Annotated in this window: 13 protein-coding genes; 8 read left to right on the top strand and 5 right to left on the bottom strand. The window is 36.6% G+C overall.

Annotated elements, in window-relative coordinates; genetic code table 11:
• Window positions 1–22: 22 nt before the first annotated feature.
• Window positions 23–190 carry a hypothetical protein gene (locus BN358_RS25255; RefSeq protein ID WP_019227573.1) on the bottom strand — a complete coding sequence of 56 codons (168 nt, stop codon included), beginning with the start codon at window positions 188–190 and terminating at the stop codon, window positions 23–25.
• Between the two features lie 146 nt (window positions 191–336).
• Here BN358_RS25255 and BN358_RS01610 point away from each other — a divergent pair, with 146 nt between their 5' ends.
• The 3 genes from BN358_RS01610 to addA all read left to right on the top strand — a co-directional run bounded on the left by BN358_RS01610 (window position 337) and on the right by addA (window position 8,585).
• The gene (locus BN358_RS01610; RefSeq protein ID WP_019227574.1) at window positions 337–1,362 is read left to right on the top strand and encodes a 3'-5' exoribonuclease YhaM family protein; all 1,026 of its coding nucleotides are present in this window, start codon (window positions 337–339) and stop codon (window positions 1,360–1,362) included.
• 211 nt (window positions 1,363–1,573) lie between these two features.
• Complete coding sequence (locus tag BN358_RS01615; RefSeq protein WP_019227575.1) at window positions 1,574–4,975, top strand: PD-(D/E)XK nuclease family protein; 3,402 nt, start codon at window positions 1,574–1,576, stop codon at window positions 4,973–4,975.
• A complete protein-coding gene (gene addA, locus BN358_RS01620) occupies window positions 4,965–8,585 on the top strand; it encodes a helicase-exonuclease AddAB subunit AddA (RefSeq protein WP_019227576.1) in 3,621 nt (1,206 codons plus the stop codon). The genes BN358_RS01615 and addA overlap by 11 nt, the downstream gene beginning before the upstream one ends.
• A 43-nt stretch (window positions 8,586–8,628) precedes the next feature.
• Here addA and BN358_RS01625 read toward each other — a convergent pair whose 3' ends face one another.
• Window positions 8,629–9,468 (bottom strand): hypothetical protein, encoded by an 840-nt coding sequence (locus BN358_RS01625; RefSeq protein ID WP_157593218.1) that lies wholly within the window; start codon window positions 9,466–9,468, stop codon window positions 8,629–8,631.
• Between the two features lie 181 nt (window positions 9,469–9,649).
• Between BN358_RS01625 and BN358_RS01630 the strand changes: the two genes are divergently transcribed.
• On the top strand, window positions 9,650–9,967 hold the full coding sequence (locus BN358_RS01630) for a hypothetical protein (RefSeq protein WP_019227578.1): 318 nt from the start codon (window positions 9,650–9,652) through the stop codon (window positions 9,965–9,967).
• A gap of 74 nt (window positions 9,968–10,041) precedes the next feature.
• Here BN358_RS01630 and BN358_RS01635 read toward each other — a convergent pair whose 3' ends face one another.
• The 3 genes from BN358_RS01635 to BN358_RS01645 are packed head-to-tail and all read right to left on the bottom strand — an operon-like array spanning window position 10,042 to window position 14,585.
• The gene (locus BN358_RS01635) at window positions 10,042–12,447 is read right to left on the bottom strand and encodes a transglutaminase family protein (RefSeq protein ID WP_019227579.1); all 2,406 of its coding nucleotides are present in this window, start codon (window positions 12,445–12,447) and stop codon (window positions 10,042–10,044) included.
• Window positions 12,448–12,468: 21 nt separating this feature from the next.
• Window positions 12,469–13,614, bottom strand: a complete 1,146-nt coding sequence (locus BN358_RS01640; RefSeq protein ID WP_019227580.1) for a DUF58 domain-containing protein — start codon at window positions 13,612–13,614, stop codon at window positions 12,469–12,471.
• Window positions 13,611–14,585, bottom strand: coding sequence for a MoxR family ATPase (locus BN358_RS01645; protein WP_019227581.1), 975 nt, complete (start codon window positions 14,583–14,585; stop codon window positions 13,611–13,613). Before BN358_RS01645 ends, BN358_RS01640 begins: the two co-directional genes overlap by 4 nt.
• Before the next feature lie 501 nt (window positions 14,586–15,086).
• On the opposite strand from BN358_RS01645, the gene BN358_RS01650 reads away from it, so the two are divergent.
• The 4 genes from BN358_RS01650 (at window position 15,087) to BN358_RS01665 (ending at window position 20,370) form a co-directional block, all read left to right on the top strand.
• The gene (locus BN358_RS01650; protein ID WP_019227582.1) at window positions 15,087–16,298 is read left to right on the top strand and encodes a DUF3798 domain-containing protein; all 1,212 of its coding nucleotides are present in this window, start codon (window positions 15,087–15,089) and stop codon (window positions 16,296–16,298) included.
• A 105-nt stretch (window positions 16,299–16,403) separates the two neighbouring features.
• Window positions 16,404–18,002: a sugar ABC transporter ATP-binding protein gene (locus BN358_RS01655; RefSeq protein WP_040581886.1), complete on the top strand. Its 1,599-nt coding sequence runs from the start codon at window positions 16,404–16,406 to the stop codon at window positions 18,000–18,002.
• Window positions 18,002–19,069 (top strand): hypothetical protein, encoded by a 1,068-nt coding sequence (locus BN358_RS01660; protein WP_019227584.1) that lies wholly within the window; start codon window positions 18,002–18,004, stop codon window positions 19,067–19,069. The genes BN358_RS01655 and BN358_RS01660 overlap by 1 nt, the downstream gene beginning before the upstream one ends.
• Window positions 19,069–20,370 (top strand): hypothetical protein, encoded by a 1,302-nt coding sequence (locus BN358_RS01665; RefSeq protein ID WP_019227585.1) that lies wholly within the window; start codon window positions 19,069–19,071, stop codon window positions 20,368–20,370. Before BN358_RS01660 ends, BN358_RS01665 begins: the two co-directional genes overlap by 1 nt.
• Window positions 20,371–20,457: the final 87 nt, after the last annotated feature.

Consider the following 20,457-nt stretch of genomic DNA (forward strand, 5'->3'; position numbering starts at 1 on the left):
AGTCCGAATAAAATAGCGGTATTTACTTTTTTGTTTCAAGTTCATTAATAGCTAAACAAATTAAGCCAATTGACAATAAAGTTATAGCACTTTTACTTTCAAGTGCTTTAATTACGTTTAGAACAAGTGTAGCGATTCCCATTGCCAAGCCAATAGATTTGAATATCATGTTTTTAATATCTTTATTCATTACTGTTCTCCTCCGTATTATAAACTTATAAAAATATATTATAAATTTTCAGATTATATGTTTTATTTATAAAATCGCAAAAAATTATTTTATAGCAGCATTCAATATGTTATAATTAACTATTAAATGATGAAAAGAGGCAAATTATGGGTCAGGCAAGTATTGGCGATATGCTTAACGAAAAGGCTAGAGAACAGATGAAGAGCATGTCAGGCACAGGCAAAACTATTTCAGAGCTTAAGGCAGGCGAGAAAGCTGATGGCTTTTATCTTGTGAAAAGTTTTGAAGTTAAGAAAACAACAAATGGAAAGCAATATATAGATCTTGAACTGGTTGATAAAACCGGAGAAATAAATGCAAAAATATGGGAATATTCAAAAGAAACAGAAGAAATTTTAGCTGAAAACCCGGTTGTAAAAGTTAGGGGAGAGGTTCTTGAATGGAGCGGAACAAGGCAGCTTAAAGTAAACAAATTAAGAGGCAAGAATGATGATGATGACATAAAAATAAGCGAACTCATACCTTCAGCTCCCATAGAATCATCTGAAATGCTTGCAGCTGTAAAATCATACGGGAAAAAAATCAAAGATTCACAAATCAAGCTTTTGGTTTCGAACATTTTAACCAAGTATGAAAAAAAGCTTTATTACTATCCTGCAGCAAAGAAAAATCATCACTCCTACATGGGTGGCCTTTTGTACCATACTCTCAGGATGCTGCAATCAGGGGAAAGGCTTGGTCAGGTTTATGAATTCCTGAAAATGGATTACATATACGCAGGAGTCTTGCTTCATGACATATGCAAGATACTTGAAATGGATTCCGATGAATATGGAGTAGTTTCTGATTATTCCATGGAAGGAAAACTTCTGGGGCACATCATACAGGGAATAAAGGAAATTGAAATTGAAGGAGAAAAAATAGGACTCAGCAGAGAAAAAAGCATTATTCTGCAGCACATGGTACTGTCACATCACTATGAGCCTGAATTCGGAAGCCCTAAAAAACCAATGACTCCTGAAGCAGAAATACTTCATTTTCTTGATATCATAGATGCTCGTATGTTCGATTTTGAACATGCGCTTGAAGCAATAGGGCCTGGTCAGTTTACAGACAAAATATGGCTTCTTGATAACAGAAACCTGTATAAACCTACAGACAGCAATCATTAATAACATATTAAATGTAGAATTTAATTTATAAAATTCTCAGTTTGATGACTAAATTGTATCAATAATGAATTAATAAAGCGGGCGGACAGTAATCCGCCCCTACGATTTGTTAAAAAGAAGGTTTGTCAATAGTCTGAGAATTTAATATATAATTCTGCATTTAATTTTTAAGTCTTAACTCTTAATTCTTAATTTTAATAGCGGAGGGATTATGGGATTTAAAATTGTCGCAGGGCGTGCCAAGACAGGAAAGTCAACATATATTTATGATGAAATCAACAAGGAAATATCAAATGGAAGCAAAAAAAACTTACTGCTGGTTGTTCCTGAACAAATGACATATCAGTCCGAGTATGAAGTCATTGACAGAATAAGCTCAAGCGGCATTATGTCTCTGGAGGTTTTAAGCTTCAAACGTCTTGGGTACAAGGTATTTGAAGAAGTCGGAGGACTTAAAGTTCAGGAAATTAACCGGTATGGCAAAATAATGCTTTTGAAAAAAATATTCGAGGAAAACAAGGACAAACTCAAGCTCTTTAAAAAAGCTTCAAGACAGGAAGGATTTTTAAGGGAATTTGACAGCCTTATAAGCGAACTGAAACAAAACATGGTGAGCGAGGAGTTTCTTGAACAAATTTTAAAGCACAAGGTCACAGAAAATGACAACCATCTTTTAAACTCAAAGCTTGAAGACATATTAACCATATACTCAGAAATTAATAAGCACACAAAGGACAGGTTTTTTGACGAAGAAGACAAAATGGACCTGTTTATTTCTGCTGTGGCAAAATCGGAATTTATAAAAAATTCAAAAATATGGATTGATGGGTTTGAAAGTTTTAATGGACAAAGGCTCAAGCTTATAAAAGAGCTTGTGAAATATGCCGGCTCAGTAACCGTATCTTTGAACATTGATCCTGCATGCATTAATTCTCTTCAGAGTATTGATGATTGGGAAGCATTTAAAACAGTTCATGACACATTCAAGTCACTGACAGATGAAGATGTCAGTTTTGAAATTGCAGCACTTAATGAACATACATTTGCAGAAGAAATTAAGATAGTTGAAAAAAGCATGTTTTCTTTGAAAGATGAAAAATTCTCCATAACGACAGACAACATACAAATACGTTCTTCCCTGAACCCATATACAGAAACGGAAAAAACAGCCCTTGAAATTATAAGTCTTGTGCGGGATCACGGATACAGGTGGAAGGATATTGGTGTTGCAGTAGGTGATATGGATTCTTACAGCATAAACATCAAGAAAGTCTTCACACAATTTGAAATACCGTTTTTTCTTGACATTAAAAGAGACATTATGGGTAACCCTCTTACAAAATTCATATTGTCACTATTTGATATGTTTATTTATAATTTCAAGCATGACAGCGTGTTTGAATTCCTGAAGACGGGTTTTTCAGTTCTTAATTATGATGAAGTGAGCAAGCTTGAAAACTTTGCGCTGCAGTATGGTATTGAAGGAGAGAAATGGTTCAGGACGTTTCGCCTCAAATGCGATGGAATTGAATATTTCAACAGCCTGAGAGAAAAATTTACAAGCGGAATGAAAGAAGCAAAAAAACAATTCAAGAAGCTTGACAATGCTATGGACATAACATTGTTCCTTTTTGATTTTCTGAACAAATTCAACGTCCAGGAAAAAATTGAAAGGCAGGTCAATGTGTTCAAAAAGTCGGGGCTCTATGAACTGTCCAGTGAAAATGCCCAGTCTTGGAATTACGTTGTTGAAATTCTTGAGCAAATAATATTGACTGGGGGCAACATGGAAATTAACCCCTCAGATTACAGGAAAATGATTGAAGCCGGATTCAGAGAGGTTAAAATAAGCATAATACCTCCAACTCTGGACAAGGTAACAGTGGGGGAAACTGACAAAATTTCAGTAAAATCATACAAAGCATTATTCATACTTGGTGCCAATGAAGGAAAACTTGATTCAAGAAGCTCAGAGAGCGGACTTCTTCTCAATGATGAAAGAGAAATTCTGGCAGCTTCAGGCATGAAAGCTATAAATAATGCTGATTACTACATGTACAGAGAAAAGCATATGCTGTACAAGCTTTTTTCTTCTGCCGGGGAAAGACTGTACTTGAGCTATGCCATGGGAACTTCTGAAGGGAAATCACTGCAGCCTTCCATGTACACAGAGAGACTCAAATCTTTGTTCACAGGAATTAAGGAAAAGTCGGATCTAAGTGACACGCGGGAACTTGACAATGTTTCTAGTGTTGGAGGAACTGTAGACACATTGGTTTCAAAGCTCCGCGATTTCAGCGAGAGTGGTGAAATCAAGGATGTTTGGAAGAATGTTTACGCATGGTATGAAGAAAATGATGAAAACACTATTAACATTATAAAGCTTGGGCTTCTCTACGAAAACAGGGCTGAAAACATAAACAAAGAAAACCTTGAAAAAATTTACCAAATGCCGGTAACCATGTCGGTTTCAAGGCTCGAAAGCTTTGCAGCCTGCCCGTTTAAATTTTTCATGGAAAATATTATCAAACCTCAGCCAAGAATAGTTCAGAAAGTTGAATTCTATGATATAGGAAACATATACCACCAGGCAGTTGAAAGATTTACCAATGAAATTATAAGTTCAAATATTGACATAGGCACCGTGGATGAAGAAATGGCAAGAGAAATTTCTTGTATCTGCACTGAAAACATCCTTGCAGAAGGAGAAATGGATTATATTGCCCTTGATGCAAATGAGCGCAACAAGTATATGAAAGAAAAAATTAAAAGGCTTGTGAACAGGGCTGCGGATACAATTATAAAGCAGCTTCAAAGAGGAAGCTTCAGGCCAAAGTTCACGGAACTTTCAATCGGTGACAAAGATGGAAATATTTTTGTTGAACCTGTGGAAATCAAAATAGACAATGATTTGAGCATTTATTTTCAGGGGAGAATCGATAGGGTGGATACCTTTGAAAAAGAACAGAAAACATATGTTAACATTATTGACTATAAATCATCCTACAAAGACATTGATTTGTCGGATGCAGTGCAGGGTCTTCAGCTTCAGCTTCTTGTGTATATGTCTGCAATCATGAAAAACGGAGAAAAAATTTTTGCTTCCAAGCCGGAAATAGGAGGTGCATATTACTTCTTAATCGACGATCCTTTAGTTGACGGTGATGTTGTTCTTGAAAGTACTCCGCAGGATTTAATATTCAATAAGCTTTCTCTCAAGGGATATGTTCTTGAAGATTCAGAAATAATAACAGGCATGGACAAAGAAATAGGGGATAAAAAAGCCTCTGACATAATTCCTGTAACTTTTAACAAGGACGGAAGCACTTCAAAATCATCCAAGACTCTTACAGACAAGGAATTCAAGGCGCTATTAAACAAGACTGACAGTGTGGCTAAAGACATTGCAGGAAAAATTCTCGATGGAAACATTGGAATAAACCCATACAGGAAAGAATCCGGGGATAAAGTCCCATGCTCATTCTGCGATTTCAGGGGCGTGTGTCAGTTTGATCCCTCATCTGATAAAAACAGCTACAGAAAAATAAAAAAGCTCAAAAAAGATGAAATAATGCTTGAAATAATGAAGGAAGGCGAGCCAGATGAAATTTAGCAAAAATCAGCAGACTGTAATAGACTTGAGAAACAAGAATATTCTTGTGTCGGCCGCCGCCGGCTCGGGGAAAACAACCGTGCTTGTTGAGAGAATAATCAAGTTGATAATAAATGAAAATGAAGATATTGACAAATTTCTGATCGTAACTTTCACCAATGCAGCTGCCAGTGGTATGAAGCAGAAGATACACAAATCACTTGTGAAGGAAGTTTTAAAAGGTTCAGGCAATGACCATCTGAGAAGACAGCTTAACATGCTGAGCAAATCAAGCATTTCGACAATACACTCATTTTGCATAGATGTAGTAAGAAGAAATTTTCATGTGGTTGGCATAGATCCGAACTTTCGCATAGGTGATGTGAATGAAGTGGACATACTTCTTAATGATGTCATAGATGAAGTGCTGGAAAACGCGTATGCACAAAAGAAAGAAGGCTTCATCAGACTTGTTGAAAGCTTCACAGGCAACAGAGGAGATAAGGAGCTTAATGAAATAATTAAGGATGTGTACAAATTTATTTTAAGCTTCCCGGATCCATTGGAGTGGCTTGAAGAAAATGTGGATATGCTTGACATTTCCGGCGACGAGCTTAAAGACTCCATGTGGCTATCCGCAGTTAAGGACAATTTAAATCTTCTTCTGGATGGAGCAGGAGAATCTCTTGAATTTGCTCTGGAGCTTTGCCGTGAACCTGATGGCCCTACTGTTTATGAGGATACCATAGCTGAAGATTTAAATAATTTAAAAAATCTTAAAGAAGCTCTTGAAAGTGATTTTACTTTATTTACAAGGAAAGCTCACAGCGTTGTTTTTCCTGCTCTAAAAGCTCTGAGGGGAAAGGCAAAGGATGAAACGGACATCGGGAAGCAGGAAGATGTGAAAGAATCAAGAGAAGAGTACAAAAAGGCAATCAAGACAATTAATTCCATGATTCCTCTAAGAACACTGGAAGAATTTGCTTGGGACATTGAATACATGCACGTTCCCATGCGCGCTCTGTTTGAATTAATTCAAGAGCTCAGTGAAAAGTTCAAGGCGGCGAAGCTTGAAAAATCAATAGCTGATTTCAACGATGTGGAGCACTATGCTCTTCAAATATTAAGGCAAACGGAAATAAGCCAGACATATAAAAATAAATTCAAATATATTTTTATTGACGAGTACCAGGACAGCAACAGGCTGCAGGAAGAGCTCTTAAATTCAGTTAAAAGTGAAAACAACATGTTCATGGTCGGTGATGTGAAACAGAGCATTTACCGTTTCAGACTTGCAGATCCCAGTATATTCAATCAGAAAAGTGATGATTATCCCAACACTGACGATGTCGGTCTGAACAGACGAGTTGATTTGAACCAGAATTACAGAAGCAGGAAGGAAATCCTTGACGGTATCAATTTCATTTTCAGCAACATCATGTCAAAGGAATTAGGAGAAGTTGATTACAACCAGCAAGTATTTTTAAACTGGGGAGCAGAATTTGAAGAAATCAGTGAATGTGTAACAGAGATTGATATAATTGATAAAAATTCAGCCGAATCAGAGGAGCTTGATGATGAAATAAAAGCCATGAAGACTGCAGAGCTTGAAGCAATGGTTGCTGTAGGGAAAATTAGACAGCTTGTTCTCAAGGATAAAAATGTGCCCTTAAAAAAAGATGAACCGTCTTTATCAAAAGAAAAGATTATGTACAAGGACATTGTGATTTTAATGCGTTCAGTTTCATCATGGGCTGGAATATTCGAAGAAATATTCAGCAATGAAGGAATCCCTTTTTATTTTGACGGAGGTGAGGGTTACTTTGAATCAATAGAAATACAAGTAATATTGAACCTTCTAAAAATTATAGATAACATAAGGCAGGATGTGCCTCTTTTAAGTGTCATGAGGTCTCCCATTGGCAGATTTACCACAGAAGAACTTGTTAAAATCAGAATAGCATACCCAAAATACAATTATATAGATGCTGTCTACGAATATAAAAATAAATATGATGATGAATTGTCCTTAAAAATCGGGAAATTTGTGGATATGGTGGAAGGCTGGAAAAAAAGGAGCCGCTACACCCATCTCAATGATTTCATATGGGAAGTGCTCATGGAAACTGACTACTATTACTTTGTAGGACTTCTTCCCAAAGGAAATTTAAGACAGGCAAATCTTAGGATGCTCACAGACAAGGCCTTTGAATTTGAAAAAACAGCAATGTTTGGCTTGTTTAACTTCTTAAGATATGTAGAAAAACTGGGTGCTGCATCAGGTGATACAGGAAGCGCCAAGACATTGGGTGAAAACGACAATGTTGTAAGGCTCATGTCCGTTCATAAGAGCAAGGGGCTTGAATTTCCTGTCGTTATAATGTGTGGAATGAACAAGAAATTCAACCGAACAGATGTATCTAAAAGCATTTTGAAACATAGGATTTACGGTGTGGCTCCCAAGTATGTCAATCCGGATGAAAGAATCTTCAGAGAAACTTTTCCAAGGATGGCTGTTAAAAACATTATCAAGAAGGAAAATCTGTCAGAGGAAATGAGAGTTCTGTATGTTGCCATGACAAGAGCAGTGGACAGGCTGATTATGATAGGAACCGTGGATAATTTTGAAACAAAAATGAAGAAGTGGAGAAAGGGTCCTTCCATTTACAACATATACACTGAAGAATCATATCTTGACTGGATATGCAGCTGCTTGTTCGGAAGGAAAGACGAAAATTTCATCATGAATGCCGTTAATGACCATAAATTCATTTATCATGTTGACTGCTGCAAAGAAAACTTAAACTTTAGTTCAGATTGGAACATAAATCGCATAACGTTGCCTCAAATAAGCATGACTGAGGAAGAAGGTCAAAAAATTAAGGAAAATATGTTTCATGAAATAAACAGCTTCAAAAAATATGAAGACCTTAATATGAAAAATGAAATAGAAAGGCGTCTTAACTACAAGTATGCTTTTTCTAAATCAGTCAACATTCCAACTAAACTATCGGTTACGGACATAAAGACCATGAAACAGGAAAAAATCGAAAGCATCAAATACAGAATTCCTGTGATAAGAGACATTCCTCAGTTCAAGGAAGATGAAAAAGACTTCACAAAAGCAGAAATTGGTACGGTTGTACATTTTGTCATGCAGCATCTTGAGCTTGACAGAGGATTAAATCATGAAGACATAAAATTACAAGTGGAAGAAATGGTAATTAAAAAGCTTCTTTCAGAAAAAGAAGCAGCTGTTGTCGATGGAAGAAAAATCGAAGAATTTTTTAAGTCTGAAATCGGCATTAGAATGAAAGAATCCAAAGATGTGAAAAGGGAAATTCCTTTTGTTATAAAAAAGAAAGCCCATGAAATAATCAGCTCCTTGAACAAGGAAGATGTTATATTGATTCAGGGAATTATTGACTGTTATTTTCTGGAGGGAGAAGAGGCGGTTATAATTGACTACAAGACAGACGAGGTGTCTAAGGGAGGAATCGAAGCCCTCAAAGAGGAATACAGCCCTCAGATTCTGTCATACAAGGAAGCCGTTGAAAAAATTACAGGCAGAAATGTAAAGGAATGCTTCCTTTACCTGTTTGACATTGGTGAAGCAGTGATAATAGATTAATAAATAGAATGGAGGACATTAATATCCTCCATTCTATTTATTGTTATCTTCTTCTTTTATGTCTTATTTTTATAGGGGTGTGGTTTTCTCTTTGTGACTGGTCGTTTATTTCTTCATGTAGAGAAACATCCTGATTATCTTGATGATCTTCGTATTTATTATCATTGTACTCATGCTCTGGCACCGGTTCTGCATCATAATCAGGTAGACTCGTTTCGTTAAAGATCACTGAGGGCGTTGTGTCTTTTTTAGGAGCATGCACATCTTGTCTGGATGTTCTCGGCTTCCTTTCTGTTTTAATTTCTGGACTTTTTTCTGATTGTTTTTCAGGCACCTTTTCTTCTTGATTTGACATGTTGTTTATAATTGGCATGAAAGTTTCCATGAGGCTGTTAAGATCGAGATTGTTTAAGTCTAATCCGCCGTTTCCGCTATTTTTTGTTCCTGACTGCTGATTTGCAAATGATGATAGAATGTCTCCCAAGTTGCCGTTTTTCAACATATTCATAGCCATTCCACCCATGACTTTTTCCATGTTGTTTGCTATTAGCGGCTGTGCCAGCTTGGCAACAGGAATATTTCCGCTTTTCATCAGTGCTGATAATTTTTCAGCAGGTGTACTTGCGTTTAAGGGTTCTAATGGTTTGAATGTCTGAGCTCTGTTTAAAAACGAATACATTCCTAATAGTGTGCTTGTTTTTTCTGCAAGCGGCAGATATGTATTTACTTTTGATACTGTTTGGGGTGATGCAAGAGGAGCAAATGTGCGCACCATTCCTATGACATTTTCAATTTTGTGTGGATCGGAAATCAGAGATGCAGCAACATTTTTTGTAGGTCCGGAAAGTTTTGAAACCATACCCGGAAGCTGGCTGTTTCCCATTATATATCTGGCAGCCAAAAAATAAAATAATATTTGAACAGGAATATTATCACCTTCTTATATCATATTTAATAATATAGTTTATTCCCCTGGTGCAATAGTGTTACAAGGATGCGGTAATTAAAATTGTAATTTATTGTGTGTTTCTGCATACTATGTATTATGAAATGGAGGTATATGAATGGCAAATATTTTTAAGAATTTTGACGATAAAAATGTCAATAAAATTACTGGAAGCAAAGAATTTAAAGAGGCAGCAAACGACAAAAATATAAATGATTTTGTAAACAACAAGCAGTTTAAGGAATTCAAAGAAAAATACAACGGGAAGACCGAAGAAGAAATAATAAAAGATGCTCAGAACATGAGCAAGCAGCTTAAGGAACAATACGGAGAGCAGGAATATAACAAGAAAATTCAGGATCTGAAGAACTTTGAAATGTTCCTGAACCCTGAACAAAAAAAGAAACTTCGAACATTTCTTGAAAATTTAAAGTAATTTCAACAAAAAACATTTTATAAAGGAGGATATCCTCCTTTTTGTTTTGCAGCCATAATTATGAATGTGCTAAATTAAAACAACACATAGATATACTTGCCTACGAACCGCTTAATTAACGAAACTGTTTTTTGAATTTCAACACTTTGATTTTCAGCATAAACCAATAGATTTCCCAACTCATATTCTGTAAGCATATGCTGGCTGTACCTGGCTTTTAGCACAATATTATATATATTGTTTGGAATCTTGGAGTCAGCAGTTTTATAAGCCCTTTCATATGCATGTAGCTTCACAATATAATCGTAGACTGCAATTGCAGCTTTGTTGCTATCATTTTGAGTAAACTTTTTCTTGCGCAAGGCAATTTGCAGTTTTCTGCTGCATGGAAAGACTGCTATGAATAAGCCAAACATTGCTAATGTTGTCAATATACTAATTATATTATGTGTATAATTGGCAGATGAACTTTGCACTTCACCAGAGATGGATTCATTGTTTTCATCATCAGGCAGTTCATTTGTTTGAGGAGGCTCATGTTTATAAAATTTATCATTAGTTACGTCATCTTCCAAGTCATTTATGGAAGAAGAATTTTGTGCCTCAGCAGCTTCATGATTAATTATTCCCCTGTCAGCACTTGGTGTAGCCTCAACAGGGACCCAGCCAACTGAGCTGAGATATATTTCCACCCATGCATGTGAACGTGAATCGGGGATACTTGCCCATTCATCATGCCCTTCAAAATCATCGGGAGATACTGCATAACCTTCAACATAACGGGCAGGAACTCCTGCAGACCTGAGCAATGCAACTGTGGCAGAGGCAAAATGTACACAATAACCTTTGTGATTTTCGAAAAGGAAGTACTCCACAAAATCCCTCCCTTCTGGAGTCATGCCAGGTGAAAGTGTATATGAATTTTCGTTTTTTACATGAGTAATGACTGCATTTGCAAAAGCGTTAGGATTAGTATAGTTTTTAATGTTCAAATTATGTTCATGGAGATATTGACTAAGCCTTTCATCCAGTGCTTCAGGGAGCTGAGTATAGTGGGAATACACAAAATCTTTATATTCCATTGCTGCATGGATAAATGGCCGCTGCTCTTTGTTAAAGGCATTTATCATTGATTCTGACATTTTCCATGCATCAATTTGCAGGGTGGTTGCTTTCATGTTGTATTCACTTAAGCCAAACAGCTTATTGCCGGATCTTAAAAAACCATCATGTATAAAATCTATGCCAGGTAACTCTTCAGGTCTTGATAACAGACCATAAGGAGCATAAACACGCAGTGAATTTCTTTTCATATTTTGAACCGTCAGATCATATGTTTTTGCATTCCTTCCAAGAAGCTTGTTAAAGTGTGAAGAAAAATTTTGAACCTTCCACTGGCTTAATATTGAATCAAGTTTTTCGTATTCCTTCGCAGGTAAACAGTCCCAGCTATGGCCGGTATATATGCTGCCTACAAATCCCTTAAGATAGTCACTTTCAGGTCCAGAAGACTTTACACGCAATACGGTCTTCCCTGTAAATGTTATGTTTCCAATCAGTTGAAGATTTACACGTCCGGTATATCCTAAAATGCTTTGTATGGGTAGCTGAATAGGAGATGGAATTTTAGGAACGCTGAGAATGCTTATGCGAAGATCCTTCACAAAGTCTGAACGCTTATAGCTGTTCATTGGAAAGAGGACAGTTACAAAAATGAGACATGAAATTAAAATTGGAAGAAATATAAGTGATTGAGGATTTGCTGCATTTTTTCCGCCGCTGTAAAATATACCTTTCTTTTTATTGAATTTATTTTTAGAACGCAAAAATGAAGAGTTCATAATCAAAAAAGCCCAAAAAATATATAATGCCCCTACTGCTGCATAATGGGGAATAATGCCGAAAAACACTGATATACCTAAAAATGGTGCAGTAAGAATAAAACACAAAATTGAATTTTTTCTCAGAACAAGTATCCATGCCAAAAGAAGTGAAAAAAAGAATAAAGTAAGAACAGCAAACATGGTAATGGAAGCTCTTATTTCGTTTGTGCCAGCTACAGATACTGGAAATGTGAAAAGACTGTATTGTGCTTTTTGAGCGTATGCTGAAGCTACAGAATTATAGGTAAGGAAATATCCCTGAGTCAAATTATTTGCTAAGACGTATATTATTTTTCGTTTTATAAAAAAAATATAGGCAGAAACTGAAAGTAATAGAGCAAGCACAATTTTGCGTTTGGGTTTGATTAAAAACACGAATGTAATGACAGCACAAAATACAACTGAATAGAATATAAATTCCTTCTGCATGATAGGAAGGGAAAATGTAGTGTAAAAACATCCATACACTCCGGAAACTCCCAGAATTAAAAATAAAAAATAAAAAAGAAACTGCATAAATAAAGAGTTTTTTGATTGAAAGAGGGCTGGATTGTCAAGGTGAATTACATGTTTTGATTTTGTAATATTGTGTTTCATATAAGTCTCCTATACAAAGTACTAAATCACCAGGTTGCTCATGTTTTCTTTTATATTTTTCAGATCTATGATTGTCAGGTCTGTACGAGTTTCTGGTACATCCGTAACAAGCAGGATGTTTATACGGCTTCCGGCTAGACGTTTATGAATAAGAGCAATGGAATTTGACGTGATTTCAGAGCATAGGTACAATACAACAGAATATGGCTTATAGTCGTAGACATTGTTGCAGTTTTTCAAGATCCAAGACTGCTTTTGATATCTGCTTTTAGTCATTATGGCTTCAAAGGCTGATACCAGGTCATTATTCTGTGCAATTTCTGTGAGCACTGAACGTTCATGCACGCTGTCATACCACTGTATTTCATAAGTAATCTGATTTTTAATTAGAAAATTGGAGATGGAATAAACTGCATCCAAAAGCCCGCAAATTTTTTCGTCGCTGTTACCATTTAAATCAAAAAGCAGCAGTACATCATTTGAAATGGGATCACCGAAATCCTTTACCATTATTTGATCATATTTGTCGGAAAGCTTCCAGTGTATTCTTGCCAGCCGGTCTCCGTCACGATACTGGCGGACATCCATAAATTCAGAAGGATCATTTCCTTTCACGGTTCGTGAAGTTATGTTGTTTTTAATATCCTGCTGAATTTTCGAACTGATGGCCATCAGAGGATAAACAGAAGGAAGAACTGAGACAAAATAGCTGGACTCGGTTTCTTTACGAAACGAGAATAACCCGAGAGCATCATAAATCTTAAGTTCTGAAATGCTGCATTTAAGCATGCCGCAATATTTAGATGATATTACCTGTTCCACAGTCTGTCCGGAATGTGTTGCAGTCATGAAAAACAATCTTGTTTCTTCCTGTTGCAGCAATTCGTTTTGTATGGTCAATTTTACCATGCACATACATGTTAGAAATAAGTGCTTGTTATGTATTTTCAATTGTATTGGAAGGGACTCATTCTTTTGAATTGAGGCCTTATTTATTATTAGTTCGGCTGTTGCTCCGCCCATTGCGAGAACTGTAATAAGCAAGGAAACTAGCGGCAGCATTAAAAGAAATGCAAGAATCCAAAATGAAATATAATCTACCACAAATATATGAAAGACAAAGGCAGCTAACAACAGCACCAAATATTCCAATCTTTTTGATATCATGGATTAGCTCTCTTTCGGGAGATGTCAGGCGGAAGGACTGTCTGCATAATTCTTGACAATATGCTGTGAACAGTTGCATTCCCTAGACTTACCTGAGTGTTAAGAATTATGCGATGTTCAAAAACATCAAAAAATACAAGCTGCACATCTGATGGTATTACATAATCCCTGCCTGCAAGCCACGCAGCAGATTTACTCATTCTAACAAGCGCAATAGAACCCCGTGGGCTAACACCGAGGCGAATCAGTTGATGTTCTCTTGTAGTTGAAGCAAGGCGGGTAATATACACATATATGTCATCATCTATATGAACGTTTTCCACTTGCTCCTGTATTTGTAAAATTTCCGTTGTGTTGGTGGATTGCTCTAATGATTTCAGTAATTCTCTTGATTGCTTATTTTTTAAAATTTTAAGCTCATCTTGAAATTCCGGGTAGCCCATGGAAAGTTTGACCATAAAACGGTCCATTTGAGATTCAGGAAGCATTTGTGTGCCTGTTGAACCTATGGGATTCTGGGTAGCAATAACTGTAAAAGGGTTAGGCAGCTGGCGTGTTACTCCGTCAACTGTAACCGAGCATTCTTCCATTGCCTCCAGTAAAGCACTTTGTGTCTTGGAACTGGCTCTATTAATTTCATCTACTAGCAGAAGATTACATAAGACTGCTCCAGGCTGATATAAAAGTTTTTCCTTATCTTTACTATAGACAGAAAAACCTACCACATCTGCTGGCATGATTTCCGGCGTAAATTGTATTCGTTTATAATCAAGTCCCATAGTTTTGGAGAAAGCAAGAGCAAGTGTTGTCTTGCCAACGCCAGGAGTATCTTCTAATAAAATGTGACCTTTTGCAAGGATGGCCATAAGTACTTTTGCAATTACTTCATCTTTACCAATTATTGTTTTATTAATTTCGTTAATAATCTTCAAAGCTTTTGGTTGAACAGAAATATGTTCTTGTTTTGACAAATAAATCGACCTTCCTTCTTAATCATTTTTTTATGATGATTCAGCTTTGCATAATGTATTGTTGACGAATCAGTTTTTTGAATTTTGAGGATTTAGTTAATCTTATGAAAACGTTGTTAATTAATACTACCACTTTTTGCTAAAATTCTAAAGTATATTTTTTATTTCAATAGATAAATAATTACATTCTTCCAGTTTGAAAAATATTGGCAAAATTATTATTAAAATTAATTTATAAATATAAATTACACGTATGTTTAAAGGATTAAACCAAAAATAAGAAAAAAATGGCTTGAAAACGAATACATAGCCACGGAAAACGTATTTAAAAATTACAAATAACGACAACAATCGTTTTCATTAAAATTCATTTGTTATTTTTTACTTGAAAACCTGTAGTGTTCTTCTTAATAACTATGGATTGACAATTAATATATATTCAATTATAATAAAGTGTATATACAATTAGTACATATTGTAAAAAAATTTGGAGGGAAAAGAATGAAAAAGTTTATAAGCATCTTTTTAGTACTTGCAATGGTATTCAGTCTGGGTGCATGCGCTCAAAAAACTGAAGCCCCTGCACAAACACCAGCAGAAACACCGGCAGCTGAAACACCGGCAGCAGAACCATCAGCTGAAGAACCATTTGCTGGTAAAATTGCAATAGTAACAAATACTCTTTCTCAAAATGAAGAAGAATATCGTTCAGCTCAACAAATGGTTGAAAAGTACGGCGATAAAAAGATAATGCACGTTTTGTGGCCAGATAATTTCATGACTGAACAGGAACAAATGATCAGTACAATCACTAAGATTGGCTCTGATCCTGAAGTTAAAGCTTTGATAATCAACCAGGCAGTTCCAGGAACAAACGCTGCAGTTGATAAACTTCTGGAAACTCGTGATGACATGTTCATAGCATATTGCTCACCACAGGAAAACCCACCAGACGTTGTTGAAAGAGCTGACTTAATATTGCAGCCTGACGAACTTGGAATGGGAACAACTATTCCTGAACAGGCAAAAAATATGGGAGCTAAAACTTTTGTTCACTACTCATTCCCAAGACATATGTCAGTTGTTCTTCTTTCAGCTAGAAGAGACTTGATGATTGAAACTTGCAAGAAGATAGGTATTGAATTTGTTGATGCTACAGCTCCGGACCCAACTGGAGATTCTGGTGTTCCAGGTGCACAGCAGTTCATTCTTGAAGACGTTCCTAAAATGGTAGAAAAATATGGCAAGGATACAGCATTCTTCTCAACAAACTGCGCAATGCAGACTCCACTTATTAAAGCTTGCTACGATGCAGGTGCAATATATCCTCAACCATGCTGTCCATCACCTTACCATGGATATCCATCAGCTCTTGGTATAGAGTCAACAGGTTATTCAGCTGATGCTATGGCAAACGTTATAAGCGAAACTGCAAAGAAACTTAAAGACGCCGGTCTTCTTGGCAGATTCTCAACATGGCCTGTACCAGTTGCTATGATGAACACAGTTGCTTCAACTGAATATGCAGTTAAATGGATCAACGGTGAAGTTGGCGATGAACTTGATACAAAGGTATTGGAAGAACTGATGACAGAATATGCTAACGGTATTGGTGTTAAAACTAATACTTATATAGAAAATTCTGTAGAATATCCTACATTTAGATTGATAATGATGGATTTCTTAACTTACAGCGAAGAAGACATAATTTAACAGCTAAAACTTTATAGAATTGAATTATAACTAAGGAATGTTTCAGAATTTCTTATAATGAACTTCTGGCATTCCTTTTTACGCTAAATCATATTTCAGGAGGTAATGATGAGTGATAACCTTCTAAGCTTAAAACATGTTTCAAAAGAATACTCCGGAAACAAAGTGTTGAAGGATATTAACATTGAGCTAAAAAAAGGTGAAATACATGCTCTTATTGGAGAAAACGGAGCAGGAAAATCAACATTGATGAATATTCTCTTCGGAATGCCGGTAATTCATACTACCGGAGGTTTTGAAGGAAAAATTGAGATAGACGGACAGGAAGCACATATAAAATCTCCTCACGATGCCATGAAATACGGAATAGGCATGGTACATCAGGAATTTATGCTTATACCGGGATTTACCATTACTGAAAACATTAAACTCAACAGAGAAATAACAAGACAAAATCCTGTGAGCACAGTGCTCGGTAAAAGGCTTGAATCCCTGGATTTCAAAGCGATGAATGAAGATGCTAGAAAAGCTCTTGATACTCTGGATATGAACATTGATGAGTTTCTTCCTGTTGCAGGTCTTCCTGTAGGCCACATGCAGTTTATTGAAATAGCCCGTGAGATTGACAAGACAGGAATAAAAATTCTTGTATTTGATGAACCTACGGCAGTGCTCGCGGAAGCCGAAGCGAAAAATCTTCTGGACGCCATAAGAAAGCTGTCCCAGAAAGGAATAGGAATATTGTTCATAAGCCACAGGCTTGATGAAATTGTAGATGTTGCTGACAAGGTTACTGTTCTCAGAGATGGCGAGCATGTTGCCACAAAGGACATAAAGGATACAAATAAATTTGAAATAGCTCAGCTTATGGTTGGAAGAAAAATTTCAATCGACAGAAGTGAAAGCGTAAATAAGAAAGCTTCTGATGAAATTATTTTAAGTATTAAGGATTTAAATGTAGCAATGCCGGGTGAAAGGGTCAAGGGAATTAACCTCGAAGTAAAAAAAGGAGAAATAGTCGGCATAGGTGGTTTGGCAGGACAAGGAAAACTAGGACTTGCTAATGGATTGATGGGTATTTATCCATCAAGCGGAGACATTACATTTAATGGAAAAACTCTTAGTTTAAATGATCCAAAAGCTGCTATAAAATCAGGACTTGCTTTTGTTAGTGAAGACAGGAAGGGCATTGGTTTGCTGCTTGATGAATCTATAGAACTTAACATAGCATTTTCAGCAATGCAGATAAACAATGACTTTTTAAATAAATTGGGACCTTTCAGATTTAAAAATTCTGGCAAAATAAGATCACATACAGACAAAATGATCAAGGACCTTGATATAAGATGTACATCGCCGCTTCAGAAAGTTGGAAGATTAAGCGGAGGCAACCAGCAAAAGGTATGCGTTGCAAGAGCTTTAAGTTTGAATCCAACACTTCTTCTGGTTTCCGAACCAACGAGAGGAATAGATATTGGAGCAAAAAAACTTGTTCTTGATTTATTGAAACAGTTGAACACAGAATATGGTATGACTATTGTTATGACTTCTTCTGAACTTGCAGAATTAAGAGCAATAAGCGACAGAATTGTAATTATTTGTGAAGGCAAGGTTGAAGGCGTGCTTTCTCCAGAAGCTCCGGATGCTGAATTCGGTCTGATGATGTCTGGAAGCAAAAGCCATGCAGAAGGGAGTGAGGCATAATGGTTGAAATGAAAGAAAAAGGTAGTTTCAGCTTTAAGGAAACAGTAAACAAAATAGGTCTGCCTACTCTGATAATAGGAGTGTTCTGGCTGATTCTTATAATTACCGGGGGTTTCTTGGGAATATCCATGACAACTCTCTTAAGTGACACGTTAAAGCGTGCCGGCATGAACGGAATTCTGGTTCTTGCAATGGTTCCTTCAATCCAGTCAGGTACAGGACCAAACTTTGCACTACCTGTGGGAATTGTGTGCGGTTTGTTTTCACTTGTTAGTTCAATTGAACTTGGATTCACGGGAGCAGCATGGCTTGCAGCGTCTATAGCGTTTGCAATTCCATTGGCTGCTGTGGTAGGATTTTTGTACGGAAAACTTCTTAATGCAGTTAAAGGTTCAGAAATGACAATTGCAACATATACAGGCTTTTCCATAGTAGCTGCAATGTGTCTTGCATGGCTTATGATTCCTTTTAAAAATCCGAAAATGGGATGGTTTATAGGAACAGGTCTGAGAGAAACAATACAGCTGGATGCAGTTGGAGGAGCTCAGATACTCAACAACTTCTGGAAATTCACAATCGGTGGAATCATCATACCTACAGGAATGCTTCTTGTATTTGGTGTTTGCTGCTTCATAGTGTGGCTATATTTCAGATCAAAATCAGGTATTGCCATATCTGCAGGCGGTATTAATCCAAGATTTGCCCAGGCCTCAGGTATTGAAATAGACAATAACAGAATAAAAGCCAATATGCTTTCAACAGTGCTTGGTGCCATAGGAATTATTGTTTATTCACAGGGCTACGGTTACGCACAGCTTTACAGTGCCCCTTTGATGATGGCATTTTCTGCTGTTGCTGCTATACTTATAGGCGGAGCTACAGCTTCTAGGGCTAAAGTATCACATGTAATAATAGGCGTAATAATATTCCAGGGGCTTTTGACTACAGCACTACCTGTAGCAAATCAATTGTTTGAAGGTACTGACTTGTCTGAAATACTTCGTATGATAATTCAGAACGGAATAATCCTTTATGCTTTGACACAAGTAAAAGGAGGCGGAAAATAATGAACAATGTATCTACAGGTGAAAGATTGAAAGTTAAAAAGGAGTCATCCTGGTTTGCTGACAATATTGTTACATTAATATTTGTTGCCTTTACTATATTCGGGTTTATGGTTTCTGACGGCGTAACAATGAATTTTTTCCTTACAGAGTTGTCAAGTCGTTTCTTCAGAAATGCTTTTCTGGTTTTGTCCCTTATAATCCCTGTTGTTGCAGGTCTTGGACTTAACTTTGGTATAGTTGTTGGTGCAATGGCAGGGCAAATAGCCATTGCAATAATAAGATATTTTAATCTAGGCGGATTCTCAGGCCTCATGCTCACATTCCTCCTTGCATTTCCAATATCTGCTTTGTTTGGTTATTTCACAGGAGTGTTGTACAACAAGACAAGAGGACAGGAAATGATAGCCAGCTTGATTGTAGGTTACTTTGCCAATGGTATTTACCAGTTCTTGTTCTTGTTTGTTGTTGGCGTTATCATAAAGGTGCCTGCAACACATCCTATGATAAAGCCTGACGGTGTGGGAATAAGAATGACTGTGGACCTGGTCCCTGTTAAGGATGGGGGACTCAAGTATGCACTTGACAGCATTATGGAAATACCGTTCATGTGGGCAGTACTCATAGTTGCTATAGCAGTGTTACTTCTTCAGTTAATAAGAATGGCGAAAAATTCAAAGAATCCTGTTTTCTCAAAAAACAAAAAAAGGATGACATACATTAACATTGCAAGCTGTTTGATAATTGCAGGAATAAGTGCACAGGCTATATTAACAAACTCTAGCCTCATGATGGTAAGAAAGGTCCCTGTTGTCAATGCACTCCTTATAATAGCACTTTGTGTGTTCAATGAACTTATTTTAAGGACAAAGCTTGGACAAGACTTCAGAAGTGTTGGGCAAAACCAGCACATTGCTGAAGTATCAGGCATTAATGTTGACAGAACGAGAATAATTGCAACCATTATGTCTACAGTTCTTGCAGCCTGGGGACAAATAATGTATCTACAGAACATGGGAACTCTGAACACTTACAACGCACACACTCAAATAGGAATGTTTTCAGTTGCTTCATTACTGGTTGGAGGAGCTTCAACTCAAAAGGCAAATTTAAAACATGCCATAATAGGAACAGTGTTGTTCAATTCAATGTTTATCATGTCACCGGAAATCGGACAGTCTCTGTTTGGAAATGCTCTTCTTGGAGAATATTTCAGAACATTCATGGTTTACGGAGTAATAGGTCTTGCTCTTGGTCTTCACGTATGGAGATCCAACAAGAAGGGTAAAATAACTCTTGATTAAATAAGATAAGCTTATAATTTACGAAATTTACAGCAAAAAGGGATTTGCATTGAAATGCAGGTCCCTTTTTGCTATCTGCTGAAGTTG

This window comes from Sedimentibacter sp. B4 (assembly GCF_000309315.1).
Lineage (GTDB): Bacteria > Bacillota > Clostridia > Tissierellales > Sedimentibacteraceae > Sedimentibacter > Sedimentibacter saalensis.